Annotated in this window: 13 protein-coding genes and 1 tRNA gene; 10 read left to right on the top strand and 4 right to left on the bottom strand. The window is 57.8% G+C overall.

The genetic code is table 11. The features are described 5' to 3' along the window. Positions 1–2 precede the first annotated feature (2 nt). The 3 genes from recJ to lysS all read left to right on the top strand — a co-directional run bounded on the left by recJ (position 3) and on the right by lysS (position 4452). On the top strand, positions 3–1736 hold the full coding sequence (gene recJ, locus AB8804_RS15550) for a single-stranded-DNA-specific exonuclease RecJ (RefSeq protein WP_371187692.1): 1734 nt from the start codon (positions 3–5) through the stop codon (positions 1734–1736). Between the two features lie 90 nt (positions 1737–1826). Beyond that, a protein-coding gene (gene prfB, locus AB8804_RS15545; RefSeq protein WP_112009785.1) for a peptide chain release factor 2 occupies positions 1827–2925 on the top strand; the annotation gives its coding sequence in 2 pieces (ribosomal slippage) (positions 1827–1901 and positions 1903–2925; 1098 coding nt in all). A gap of 9 nt (positions 2926–2934) precedes the next feature. Continuing rightward, the gene (gene lysS, locus AB8804_RS15540; RefSeq protein WP_371187690.1) at positions 2935–4452 is read left to right on the top strand and encodes a lysine--tRNA ligase; all 1518 of its coding nucleotides are present in this window, start codon (positions 2935–2937) and stop codon (positions 4450–4452) included. Between the two features lie 47 nt (positions 4453–4499). On the opposite strand, the gene idi is transcribed toward lysS, so the two are convergent. Then, positions 4500–5042 (bottom strand): isopentenyl-diphosphate Delta-isomerase, encoded by a 543-nt coding sequence (gene idi, locus AB8804_RS15535; protein ID WP_371187688.1) that lies wholly within the window; start codon positions 5040–5042, stop codon positions 4500–4502. A 183-nt stretch (positions 5043–5225) separates the two neighbouring features. On the opposite strand from idi, the gene actS reads away from it, so the two are divergent. Both actS and AB8804_RS15525 read left to right on the top strand, forming a co-directional pair. Further along, on the top strand, positions 5226–5969 hold the full coding sequence (actS, locus tag AB8804_RS15530; protein WP_371187686.1) for an amidase activator ActS: 744 nt from the start codon (positions 5226–5228) through the stop codon (positions 5967–5969). 76 nt (positions 5970–6045) lie between these two features. Continuing rightward, a tRNA-Gly gene (locus AB8804_RS15525) sits at positions 6046–6119 on the top strand. Between the two features lie 83 nt (positions 6120–6202). Here the strand turns inward: AB8804_RS15525 and AB8804_RS15520 are convergent. Further along, a complete protein-coding gene (locus AB8804_RS15520) occupies positions 6203–6835 on the bottom strand; it encodes a DNA-binding protein (RefSeq protein ID WP_371187684.1) in 633 nt (210 codons plus the stop codon). 129 nt (positions 6836–6964) lie between these two features. Between AB8804_RS15520 and yjdI the strand changes: the two genes are divergently transcribed. Both yjdI and AB8804_RS15510 read left to right on the top strand, forming a co-directional pair. Continuing rightward, positions 6965–7195 carry a 4Fe-4S mono-cluster protein YjdI gene (yjdI, locus tag AB8804_RS15515; RefSeq protein ID WP_371187682.1) on the top strand — a complete coding sequence of 77 codons (231 nt, stop codon included), beginning with the start codon at positions 6965–6967 and terminating at the stop codon, positions 7193–7195. A gap of 10 nt (positions 7196–7205) precedes the next feature. Further along, on the top strand, positions 7206–7478 hold the full coding sequence (locus tag AB8804_RS15510; RefSeq protein ID WP_371187680.1) for a GNAT family N-acetyltransferase: 273 nt from the start codon (positions 7206–7208) through the stop codon (positions 7476–7478). Positions 7479–7589: 111 nt separating this feature from the next. Here AB8804_RS15510 and AB8804_RS15505 read toward each other — a convergent pair whose 3' ends face one another. Continuing rightward, positions 7590–8819 (bottom strand): amino acid permease, encoded by a 1230-nt coding sequence (locus AB8804_RS15505; protein WP_371187678.1) that lies wholly within the window; start codon positions 8817–8819, stop codon positions 7590–7592. Positions 8820–8938: 119 nt separating this feature from the next. Next, positions 8939–9400, bottom strand: coding sequence for a multidrug/biocide efflux PACE transporter (locus AB8804_RS15500; RefSeq protein WP_371187676.1), 462 nt, complete (start codon positions 9398–9400; stop codon positions 8939–8941). A 105-nt stretch (positions 9401–9505) separates the two neighbouring features. Here AB8804_RS15500 and AB8804_RS15495 point away from each other — a divergent pair, with 105 nt between their 5' ends. The 3 genes from AB8804_RS15495 to kduI all read left to right on the top strand — a co-directional run bounded on the left by AB8804_RS15495 (position 9506) and on the right by kduI (position 12839). Next, complete coding sequence (locus AB8804_RS15495) at positions 9506–10372, top strand: LysR family transcriptional regulator (RefSeq protein ID WP_371187674.1); 867 nt, start codon at positions 9506–9508, stop codon at positions 10370–10372. Positions 10373–10466: 94 nt separating this feature from the next. Next, positions 10467–11645 carry an acetyl-CoA C-acetyltransferase gene (locus tag AB8804_RS15490; RefSeq protein ID WP_371187672.1) on the top strand — a complete coding sequence of 393 codons (1179 nt, stop codon included), beginning with the start codon at positions 10467–10469 and terminating at the stop codon, positions 11643–11645. A gap of 357 nt (positions 11646–12002) precedes the next feature. Next, positions 12003–12839, top strand: coding sequence for a 5-dehydro-4-deoxy-D-glucuronate isomerase (gene kduI / locus AB8804_RS15485; protein ID WP_371187670.1), 837 nt, complete (start codon positions 12003–12005; stop codon positions 12837–12839).

Here is a 12839-nt window from a genome sequence, read left to right as displayed (position 1 = left end):
GCGTGAAAGCCCCGATAAAATTGCGCCGCCGCGAGGCGGTGGACGATGCTGATTTACCCGCGGAGCTTCCGCCGCTGCTCAAGCGGCTCTATGCCAGCCGCGGCGTAAAAACCGCTGACGATCTTGAGCGCAGCGTGAAGGGGATGCTGCCCTGGCAGCAGCTGAGCGGCGTCGAAAAAGCCACCGAGATGCTCTACAACGCGTTCCGTGAAGGGACGCGCATTGTCGTGGTGGGGGATTTTGATGCCGACGGTGCGACCAGCACCGCGCTGAGCGTGCTCAGCCTGCGCGCGCTGGGCTGCGACAGCGTTGCTTACCTTGTGCCAAACCGTTTTGAAGACGGCTACGGCCTCAGCCCGGAAGTGGTCGATCAGGCGCACGCGCGCGGCGCGCAGATGATCATGACCGTGGATAACGGGATCTCTTCTCACGCGGGCGTTGAGCGCGCGCACGCGCTGGGGATCCCGGTGCTGGTTACCGATCACCACCTCCCTGGCGACACGCTGCCGGATGCCGAAGCAATCATTAACCCGAACCTGCGCGACTGTGATTTTCCGTCGAAATCGCTGGCGGGCGTTGGCGTGGCGTTTTATCTGATGCTGGCCCTGCGCACGCTGCTGCGCGATAAGGGCTGGTTCGAATCACGCGGCATCGCCGTGCCGAACCTGGCCGAATATCTGGATCTCGTCGCGCTCGGTACCGTTGCGGACGTCGTGCCACTCGACACCAACAACCGTATTTTGACATGGCAGGGCCTCAGCCGCATTCGCGCGGGTAAATGCCGTCCGGGCATCAAGGCGCTGCTGGAAATTTCTAACCGCGACCCGCAGAAGCTCGCCGCAAGCGATCTCGGCTTTGCGCTTGGCCCGCGCCTGAACGCGGCCGGAAGGCTGGACGATATGTCCGTCGGCGTCGCGCTGCTACTGTGCGACAACATCGGCGAAGCGCGCATGCTGGCGAACGAACTGGACGCGCTGAACCAGACGCGTAAAGAGATTGAGCAGGGGATGCAGGCCGAAGCGCTGACCCTGTGCGAAAAGCTGGAGCGCAGCGCGGACACGCTGCCCGGTGGGCTGGCGATGTATCACCCGGAATGGCATCAGGGTGTGGTGGGGATTCTGGCGTCCCGCATCAAAGAGCGCTTCCACCGTCCTGTCATTGCCTTTGCGCCAGCGGGAGACGGCACGCTGAAAGGCTCTGGCCGTTCCATTCAGGGGCTGCACATGCGCGACGCGCTGGAGCGTCTGGATACGCTTTATCCCGACCTGATGATCAAGTTCGGCGGCCACGCGATGGCGGCGGGACTGTCGTTGGAAGAGGCAAAGTTTGACGAGTTCCAGCGCCTCTTCGGCGAGCTGGTCACCGACTGGATTGACCCGGCGCTTCTGCAGGGGGAAGTGGTCTCCGACGGCCCGCTTTCCGCAGCCGAAATGACCATGGAGGTGGCGCAGATGCTGCGCGATGCCGGTCCGTGGGGGCAGATGTTCCCCGAGCCGCTGTTTGACGGGCGCTTCCGCCTGCTGCAGCAGCGCATCGTGGGCGAACGCCATTTGAAGGTCATGGTTGAACCGGTCGGCGGCGGCCCGCTGCTGGACGGCATTGCATTTAACGTCGACACCGCCGTCTGGCCGGACAACGGCGTGCGTGAAGTTGAGCTTGCCTACAAGCTCGATATTAATGAGTTTCGCGGTAACCGCTCCCTTCAGCTCATCATCGACAATATCTGGCCAATTTAGCGTCAGTAATCTCTATAAAAAAGAGCGTGGATTCGGTACAATCCCGCTCTTATCACCGCATTTTTACAAGCTCATAAAAGAAAACAGACCATGTTTGAAATTAATCCGGTAAAAAACCGCATTCAGGACCTCACGGAGCGCTCCGACGTTCTTAGGGGGTATCTTTGACTACGATGCCAAGAAAGAGCGTCTGGAAGAAGTAAACGCCGAGCTGGAACAGCCGGACGTCTGGAATGAACCCGAGCGCGCACAGGCGCTGGGCAAAGAGCGTTCCTCTCTCGAAGCTATCGTAGATACGCTGGACCAAATGTCACAGGGGCTGGAAGATGTATCCGGCCTGCTGGAGCTGGCCGTCGAAGCCGACGACGAAGAAACCTTTAACGAAGCCGTAGCGGAACTCGATGGTCTGGAAGAGAAGCTGGCGCAGCTGGAGTTTCGTCGCATGTTCTCCGGCGAATACGATAGCGCTGACTGCTATCTCGATATTCAGGCAGGTTCTGGCGGTACCGAAGCGCAGGACTGGGCCAGCATGCTGACGCGCATGTACCTGCGCTGGGCCGAAGCGCGCGGATTCAAAACCGAGATTATCGAAGAGTCTGAAGGTGAAGTCGCGGGCCTGAAATCCGTGACCATCAAAATTATTGGCGACTACGCCTACGGCTGGCTGCGTACCGAAACCGGCGTTCACCGCCTGGTGCGTAAGAGCCCGTTCGACTCCGGCGGCCGTCGCCATACGTCGTTTAGCTCCGCGTTCGTTTACCCGGAAGTTGACGAAGATATCGACATCGACATCAACCCGGCGGACCTGCGCATCGACGTTTATCGCGCATCCGGCGCGGGCGGTCAGCACGTTAACCGTACGGAATCCGCGGTGCGTATCACCCACATTCCGACCGGGCTGGTGACGCAGTGCCAGAACGACCGTTCACAGCATAAGAACAAAGACCAGGCCATGAAGCAGATGAAAGCGAAGCTTTATGAGCTGGAGATGCAAAAGAAAAATGCTGAGAAGCAGGCGATGGAAGACAACAAGTCCGACATCGGCTGGGGCAGCCAGATCCGTTCTTACGTCCTCGATGACTCCCGCATTAAAGACCTGCGTACCGGTGTAGAAACCCGCAACACGCAGGCGGTGCTGGACGGCAGCCTGGACCAATTTATCGAAGCAAGTTTGAAAGCAGGGTTATGAGGAACCAACATGTCTGAACAACAAGCACAGGGCGCTGACGCGGTAGTCGATCTTAATAACGAACTGAAAACCCGCCGCGAGAAGCTGGCCGCGCTGCGCGAGCAGGGCGTGCCGTTCCCGAACGATTTTCGTCGTGACCACACCTCAGACCAACTGCACGCTGACTTCGACGGTAAAGAGAACGAAGAGCTGGAAGCGCTGAACGTCGAAGTGGCCGTTGCGGGCCGCATGATGACCCGTCGTATCATGGGTAAAGCGTCTTTCGTGACGCTGCAGGACGTTGGTGGCCGCATTCAGCTGTACGTCTCTCGTGACGACCTGCCGGAAGGCATCTACAACGAGCAGTTCAAGAAGTGGGATCTGGGCGATATCCTCGGCGCGAAAGGTAAGCTGTTCAAAACCAAAACCGGCGAGCTCTCTATCCACTGCACCGAGCTGCGCCTGCTGACCAAAGCCCTGCGCCCGCTGCCGGATAAATTCCACGGCCTGCAGGATCAGGAAGCGCGCTATCGTCAGCGTTACCTGGACCTCATCTCTAACGATGAATCCCGCAAGACCTTCAAGATTCGCTCCCAGATCATGGCCGGCATCCGCCAGTTCATGGTTAACCGCGACTTTATGGAAGTAGAAACCCCAATGATGCAGGTGATCCCTGGCGGCGCGTCTGCGCGTCCATTCATCACCCATCACAACGCCCTGGACCTCGACATGTACCTGCGCATCGCGCCGGAACTGTACCTGAAGCGTCTGGTCGTTGGCGGCTTCGATCGCGTGTTTGAAATCAACCGCAACTTCCGTAACGAAGGCATCTCCGTTCGCCATAACCCAGAGTTCACCATGATGGAACTCTATATGGCGTACGCGGATTACAAAGATCTGATCGAGCTGACCGAATCCCTGTTCCGTACGCTGGCGCAGGACATTCTGGGCACCACCGAAGTGCCTTACGGTGAAGAGGTCTTCGACTTCGGCAAGCCGTTCGTCAAGCTGACCATGCGCGAAGCGATCAAGAAATACCGTCCGGAAACCGAGATGGCCGATCTGGATAACTTCGATTCTGCGAAAGCCATTGCTGAAAGCATCGGCATCAAGGTCGAGAAGAGCTGGGGTCTGGGCCGTATCGTGACCGAAATCTTCGAAGAAGTGGCGGAAGCGCACCTGATTCAGCCGACCTTCATCACCGAATATCCGGCTGAAGTGTCTCCGCTGGCGCGTCGTAACGACGAGAACCCGGAAATCACCGACCGCTTTGAGTTCTTCATCGGCGGCCGCGAAATCGGCAACGGCTTTAGCGAGCTGAACGATGCGGAAGATCAGGCGCAGCGCTTCCAGGATCAGGTTAACGCGAAGGCCGCTGGCGACGACGAAGCGATGTTCTTCGACGAAGACTACGTGACCGCGCTGGAGCACGGCCTGCCGCCAACCGCTGGCCTGGGCATTGGTATCGACCGTATGGTAATGCTGTTCACTAACAGCCACACCATCCGCGACGTGATCCTGTTCCCGGCGATGCGTCCGGTGAAATAAGCTCTCGTGATGTAAAAAAGCCCCGCGCGACTCTCGCCGGGGCTTTTTTATTTGGCTGCGAACGATCTGAGCGCCTCGCGGGCAGCGTCCGCTTCCAGCACCATCCACGGGCTAAAGGCCCACGGCGTTGCGTCCAGCGCCCGAAAAAGCGCCTCCGGATCGACCCACTGATATTCCATCACCTCGTCGGGATTGATAGCTAATGGGCTGGTAATGCGTGCGGCAAAGACCGGGCAGACTTCGTTTTCGACGATGCCGGACGGGTCGATCTTGCGATAGCGAAACTCGGGCGCGACGGGCGTGATATCGGCTATCTCTGCGCCGATCTCATCGCGACAGCGGCGCACAATCGCCATCTCAATCTGCTCACCGGACTGCGGATGGCCGCAGACGGAGTTGGTCCACACGCCGGGCCAGGCTTTTTTGCCCATGGCGCGTCGGGTGACCAGGCATTCGCCCTTTTCGTTAAACAGCCAGGAAGAGAAAGCCAGGTGCAGCGGGGTATCAGCAGTATGCGCGGCATATTTCTCCTGCGTGCCGATGACCTTACCCTGCTCATTAATCAAAATGACGTGTTCTTGAATGCTCATTCTTGCTCCAGTGCCATTATGCCGCTGTACTTCATGGGATGCGGTAAACGCAACGTCAGCAGGCTCACGTATTATACGGCATTCCCGCGTGAAGGGGTTGGCTCACAGAGCTGAAAAGGGCATGACCTGTATCCGCGAGGGCTGCTATCATAGTGCGCCATTCACGCCGACCGAGGAGCCGTTTTGTTTGCAGGAAGCCCGATCAGAAACCGTACTGCTGCCATTTTCTGCCTGACGCTGACGCTACTTTTGGCGGGATGCTCGGGAAGTCAATCCTCGGGTTCGGGCAGTGGCGCGGTGTATACTGTTAAGCGCGGAGACACGCTGTATCGCATTTCGCGTATTACGGGCACCAGCGTGAAAGATCTGGCGAGTATGAACAATATCTCCGCGCCCTATACCATCGAGGTGGGGCAAAAGCTGAAGATCAACGGCAAATCGTCTCCGGCAAAGAAATCGACGTCGTCAAAGGGCAAAACGGCTAAGGTCACGCCGTCCTACTCCGTGCCGCAATCCTCCTGGCCGCCTGTGGGGCAGCGCTGCTGGCTATGGCCCGCGAGCGGGAAAGTGGTGATGCCGTATTCTACCTCTGAGGGTGGGAATAAGGGCATTGATATCGCTGCCGCGCGCGGTACGCCTGTTTATGCCTCCGGGGCGGGGAAGGTGGTCTACGTCGGCAACCAGCTACGCGGGTATGGCAATCTGATCATGCTTAAGCACGGCGAAGACTATATTACGGCGTATGCACATAACGATACGATGCTGGTAAATAACGGTCAGAATGTGAAGGCAGGGCAGAAGATTGCCACGATGGGCAGCACCGGAACGGACTCGGTGAAGCTGCATTTCCAGATCCGCTATAAGGCGACAGCAATCGATCCGCAGCGCTATCTTCCACCGCAGGGCAGCAACCGCTGCGCTAAGTGATTATTTAATCACCGGTTAGCAGAATGAAGGCTTGTCTGAAAATGCGTAAGGTCTATAATGCCTTACGCACCTCAAAGCGGGCGTAGTTCAATGGTAGAACGAGAGCTTCCCAAGCTCTATACGAGGGTTCGATTCCCTTCGCCCGCTCCAGCTTCTTTCCGAACGTTTACATTATCTCACGCCGCATCTTTGATTTGATCGTTCTCGAACGTTAACACCGCTTTTTTGCCTTGCTACCGCTTCCCCAGTCGATAAACCGGAACGTGTCTCGTCGTGCCCGTCAGGCTATCAAACACCTCCGCTTCGTGCGTTTCGATCGTCATGCCTTTTTTACGTAGGTACAGCACGTCCGCCGCGATACGCTGCAGGCCAAACCAGAACAGGCCGTCCAGCGCTGAAACCGTCAGGCCTTCTTCCAGCGCGCGTTTTAACCGCTCGCGCGGGGCTTTCAGCTCTTTGGCAATCTGCTGATAGGGCGCAGCGGTCGTTCCGGCGGGATCCGTGCGGCGGATGCGGGTCACCAGCCGATACTGAAATTCTTCCGGCATATCGCTCATGTTTGCCTTAAGGCTCCAGATACAGCCAAAACGCTTGCCGTTGAACAGGGCGCTTTTGCGATTGATTTGGAATTTATCCTTAAGCCCGGCAATGAGCTGCGGGGTGCGTATCAGCAGCAGCCGAAAAGGCAGCTCAAAGCTGGTGACGTAATCCATATTCAGTAGCGCAATGCGCAGCCGCTCCTCCGCCCCCGCCTGGGACTGACGGCACTCGTCCAGCACTTCCGTCCACTGGCGGGCACGATCGGGCGTCTCGTTAACCTCGGTAAAACTGTACTTTTCTATCTGATAATCAATCTTATTTATCATGGCGTTAAGGGCGTTTGTTTTCCGATTGCGGGTTACTTTATCAGCACCTTCTGCGGGCAGGAAGAGCATTGTTGATGCTTCCGCTTACGCGCTATGCTTAGCTGAGATAAAAACAACAGAGGCAATGTCATGGATAAAGAGCTACTGGACGCGGGCTACCGGGCCTACACCGGTGAAAAAATTGACGTCTACTTCAACACCGGCATCTGTAAGCACTCGGGAAACTGCGTGCGCGGCAGCGCGGCGCTGTTCAACCTCAAGCGCAAGCCGTGGATCATTCCGGACGAAGTTGATGTGGACACGGTCGTACGCGTGATTGATACCTGCCCGAGCGGTGCGCTGAAGTACCACCATAAATAAGCGAGGAACCATGGAAATTTTGGAAGGCCATAACAAGTTTTACGTGAACGACGCACAGGGCAATCAGGTCGCCGAGATTGTTTTCGTGCCGACCGGCGAGCACCTGAGCATTATCGAGCATACAGACGTTGATGAGAGCCTGAAGGGGCAGGGCGTGGGCAAGCAGCTGGTGGCGAAAGTGGTGGAAAAAATGCGCGGTGAGAACCGCAAGATTATTCCGCTCTGCCCGTTTGCCAAACACGCGTTTGATAACACGCGGGAATATGACGACATTCGCGCGTAGGTAAAAAGACACCGGCCTTAGCCGGTATCTTTTTATCGGAGCTGTTCAGCAGCAATCGCGCCGCGATCGCCAACATTCTTGCGCCTGGCTTCCTGCTCACCGGGCGAGCGATTACCCGACAAACATGACCGACACGCACAGCAGGCCGACGATCAGCGTCAGCAGGTTGCCGAGGGAACGATACTGCTTAAGCGAGGGAATCAGATACGTCGACAGCGTTGGCATGATGAACAAAATCATGGCGATAAGCGGGCCGCTGATGGCGTAAATCATCGAGATCGCATTCGGGTTAATGCAGCAAACCGCGAAGGTAATCAGCGACACGATCAGAATCGACATCGCGCGGTTGAACGCGCGGCTCTTCTTCACGCCGGCCTGATTCAGCGACGATTTTACGATCTCCGTCGCCCCTTCAATCACGCCAAAATAGGTGCCGAGAAACGATTTCGACATCGCGATAATCGCCACGATAATGCCGGAAATGCCGAGCCACGCCGGAGAAGAGGGCATCATCGACAGCGCCGACAGAATGGTCACGCCTTCCTCTTTTGCCGCCACGATGTACGACGGCGGGATAGAGAGCAGGCAGCTAAACACGAAGAACAGCACGCTCAGGCAGATAATCAGGTACGCCACCTTCATGATTTTTTTGCATTTACCCATGGCTGCGTCGCCGTATTTCTCGCGCCGATCAACGGCGAACGTCGAAATAATCGGCGTATGGCTAAAAGCGAAAACCATCACCGGGATCGAAATCCACACCTGATGCAGCGTATGCCGATCGAACGAGACCTGACCGGTCAGCAGCGAGGGCTGCCAGCTGCCCGTGAGATAGAGGGAGACAAACAGGAAATAGGCAATCAGCGGGAAAACCAGAAAACCCATTACCTTCAGGGTGATATGCCGTCCCATCAGAAAAATAAGGTTTAACACCAGCACCACGCCGAAGCTAACCAGCATCCGCACGGGCGTATCTACCGTCATGCGTTTTGCCAGCTGTTCGGTAAACGAGTTGGTTATCGCCACCGCATAAATCAGCACCACGACGAAGAAGGCCACGAAGTAAAGCGTGGTGATCAGATTGCCGATTTTCTTGCCGTAGTAGTGGGTGACCGCGCCGGTGATCCCTTCATTCCCCTTGGTCTTTGACGACAGGATGAATTGCGCCAGCGCCTTATGCGGCCAGTAGGTTAACGGGTACGCCACGAGGGCGGTAATGAGCAGGACAATCGCGCCTGCGGAGCCTAGCTGAATAGGCAGGAACAGCGTCCCTGCGCCCACGGCGGTGCCGTATAGGGCGAAACTCCAGAGAGTCTCTTCTTTTGACCAAATTTTCGACATTAGAGCAACGTATCAACTATAAAACGAACAAAAAGAAGTACAATTTACCATAATTCTGGAGCGAGAGCGCAGTTGCTTCGAAGGAGTTTGGCCGGAGCGGGCCTCCGGCCAGGAGGGCGTTAGCCTGCCAGGGCGCGTCGCTGCTGGCGTCGCTTGATCGCTTTCTCGCGCAGCGTGTCGTATGCCCAGTTATAAAACATGGTGTACGGCAGGAAGAACAGGAAGAACCCGATTTCCAGCGTGAAGGCCTGAAGCAGCGTCACGCCCAGCACGGCGGCAACGATAGACACGCCGATGACGATAAACCCGCACTCAAAGCCCAGCGCGTGCAGGACGCGAACTTTCGCCGTGCGCTTTACGCGCTGTACGGGCCAGAAGCGGTCAAAGCCGAAGTTATAGACAATGTTCCACAGCATCGCCGTCGTCGCCAGGATGATGGTCAGCCCGCCCATTTCAACCACTGAGCGCTGCATGAGCCACGCCGCCGTGGGGGCGAGAATGGCCGTCGCGATCCCTTCAAAACAGACGGCATGGAAGATCCGCTCCGGCAGCTTACGTTGGAGTGCATCTTGTTGTTGCATAGCATTGACCTCGTTAATTCGCCGATATGGGCGGTGTTGGGGCCTATTTTTATCGCAAAAGATGATATATAAAAGATGGAATCCATCGATAAAATAGATACATCTATGCGCTATTCCCCCGAAGCCCTGACGGCGTTTGTTGAAACCGTCGCGGCGGGCTCCTTCTCCGCCGCCGCGCGTCGCCTGCGCAAAAGCCAGTCCACCATCAGCACCTCTATCGCCAACCTTGAGGCGGATCTGGGCGTTGAGCTTTTCGACCGCTCGGCGCGCCAGCCGGTGCTCACCGCGCAGGGCCAGCAGGTGCTGGGGTACGTGCAGTCGATCCTTGCCGCCAGCGCGCGGCTGGACGAGCTGGCGGTGACGCTCACGGCGCAGACCGAGGCCCGCCTGACGTTCGTGCTCTCCGATACGCTAAACCCCGCCGTGCTGGAAGAGCTGATGACGCAGTTCGACCAGCGCTTCCCGCATACCGAATTCGAGTGCCTGATCGGCGAAGAAGAGGACGTTATCGACCTGCTGCAGAAGGAGCGGGCGCAGGTTGGCCTGACGGAAGCGCGCGACAGCTATCCGATCGGCATCGGCGTGACGCGGCTTCCCATCCAGACCCGAATGGCGATTTACGTCTCGACCACCCATCCGCTGGCCGGGCAGCACGAAACGCAGGCCGACGAGCTGCATGGCTGGCGTGAGCTGCGGCTGAACACCTACCTTGAGCGTGAGCCGTCGCTGGCGCGGGGGCCGGTCTGGTCCGCGCCAAACTACCTGCTGCTCCTGAGCATGGCGGTGCAGGGATTCGGCTGGTGCGCGCTGCCCTGCGCGCTGGTGGAGGAGTTTGCGGCGTCGAAATCGCTGGTACAGCTGAACGTGCCCGGCTGGCCGCGTTCGATCGCCATCGATCTGCTGTGGAATAAGCGATCGCCGCCGGGCGTGGCGGGAAGCTGGCTGCGCCAGTATTTGCAGGACGCGCGCTAATCCTTGTGATTAAACTCACTAATTTTAAACAATTGCGTTAATTGTTGATAACAATGCATCTACTATCGTCATGTCATTTTACCCAGAGGTCGTGATGAAAGATGTCGTTATCGTGGGCGCGCTGCGTACGGCCATTGGCTGTTTTCAGGGCGCACTGGCGCGCCACTCGGCCGTCGATTTAGGCAGCGTGGTGGTCAAAGCGCTGGTGGAACGCAGCGGGATCGCTGCGCATGAAGTTGACGAGGTGATCCTCGGCCAGGTGCTGACCGCTGGCGCCGGGCAAAACCCTGCCCGCCAGGCTGCGCTGAAGGGCGGCCTGCCGAACACCGTTTCCGCCATCACCATCAACGACGTCTGCGGCTCGGGCCTGAAGGCGCTGCACCTTGCCACCCAGGCCATTCAGTGCGGCGAGGCGGAAGTGGTGATTGCGGGCGGTCAGGAAAACATGAGCCGCGCGCCGCACGTGCTCACCGACAGCCGGACCGGCGCGCAGCTGGGCAATAGCCAGCTGCTCGACAGCCTCGTTCACGACGGGCTGTGGGATGCATTCAACGATTATCACATGGGCGTGACGGCGGAAAACCTGGCGCGCGAGTACGGCATCAGCCGCGAGCTTCAGGACGCCTACGCGCTAAGCTCCCAGCAAAAGGCCCGCGCCGCGATTGATTCCGGGCGCTTTCGCGATGAGATTGTTCCCGTCAGCGCCCTGCGCCAGAACGGCGAAAGCATGAGCGTGGACACCGACGAACAGCCGCGTACCGACGCCAGCGCGGAAGGGCTGGCAAAGCTGCATCCGGCGTTTGAAATGATGGGATCGGTCACGGCGGGCAACGCGTCCTCCATTAACGACGGTGCCGCCGCGGTGATGATGATGAGCGAAAGCAAAGCGCAGGAGCTGGATCTCCCCGTGCTGGCGCGCATCAAGGCCTTTGCCAGCGTGGGCGTGGACCCTGCGCTGATGGGCATTGCCCCGGTGTATGCCACCCGACGCTGCCTTGAGCGCGCGGGCTGGGAGCTGGCCGACGTCGATCTGATCGAAGTGAACGAAGCCTATGCGGCGCAGGCCATCTCGGTCGGAAAAATGCTGGAGTGGGATCCGCTGCGGGTTAACGTTAACGGCGGGGCGATTGCGCTTGGCCATCCGATTGGCGCATCGGGTTGCCGCATACTGGTGTCGCTGGTGCATGAGATGATGAAGCGTAACGCCCGCAAAGGGCTTGCCACGCTCTGTATCGGCGGCGGGCAGGGCGTCGCGCTGGCTATCGAACGCTAGCCGATCCGCTTCCGCTCAGCGAAAGCCTCCCGCCGGGAGGCTTTTTTCATTCAGGCGGGCAAATCCATCTTTGAATTTCTACACCGTTTCTTGTTAATCACGTCAAAAGTTCAAGTTAAATTAACGCATTGTTTAATATAATAAAAAAATCCAATCCTCGCCTTTTATGGCGCCGCCGTCACCCCGCATTCGTGATCGTCACTGCACTTCTGGTATTAAGATCCAGAAAAAGTGAAACGATGTTTTAAATGTAATTGAAAAGCCCATTCTCAGCGGATAGTATGTCTCCATCATGAAAACGGAACGTTGTTTCGTTATTTTTTCTGCCTGTAGGCACGGTCAATTCTGGAGGTTAACGTGGACGTCAGACAAAGCATCCACAGTGCGCATGCGAAAACGCTGGATACTCAGGGGCTGCGCGGTGAATTTTTAGTTGAGCAGGTGTTCGAAGCCGATAAGTACACCATGGTCTACAGCCACATCGACCGCATTATTGTCGGTGGGATCATGCCGGTGGCGCAAACCGTCTCCGTTGGCGGTGAAGTTGGCAAACAGCTCGGCGTGAGCTATTTCCTGGAACGCCGCGAGCTGGGCATCATCAACATCGGCGGCCCGGGCACCGTCACGGTGGATGGGCAGTGCTACGAGATCGGCCATCGCGATGCGCTTTACGTCGGCAAGGGCGCGAAAGAAGTAGTCTTTGCCAGCATCGACGCCAGCAAACCGGCGAAGTTTTACTACAACTGCGCCCCGGCCCACACGGCGTATCCTACTAAAAAGGTGACGCCTGCCGACGTCGCGCCGGTGACGCTGGGCGACGATCTCACCAGCAACCGCAGGACCATCAACAAGTACTTTGTGCCGGACGTGCTGGAAACCTGCCAGCTTAGCATGGGCCTGACCGAGCTTGCGCCGGGCAACCTGTGGAACACCATGCCGTGCCACACGCACGAGCGCCGCATGGAAGTCTATTTCTACTTCAACATGGATGACGATGCCTGCGTGTTCCACATGATGGGGCAGCCGCAGGAGACGCGCCACATCGTGATGCACAACGAGCAGGCGGTGATTTCGCCGAGCTGGTCAATTCACTCCGGCGTGGGGACCAAAGCCTATACCTTTATCTGGGGCATGGTCGGCGAGAACCAGGTCTTTGATGACATGGACCACGTTGCGGTTAAGGATCTGCGCTAG

Origin of the sequence: Enterobacter sp. KBR-315C3_2022, from assembly GCF_041399425.1 — a bacterium.
GTDB lineage: Bacteria > Pseudomonadota > Gammaproteobacteria > Enterobacterales > Enterobacteriaceae > Enterobacter.
Note: the sequence above shows the minus strand (reverse complement) of the source record. Positions and strands in the feature narration are given on the sequence as shown.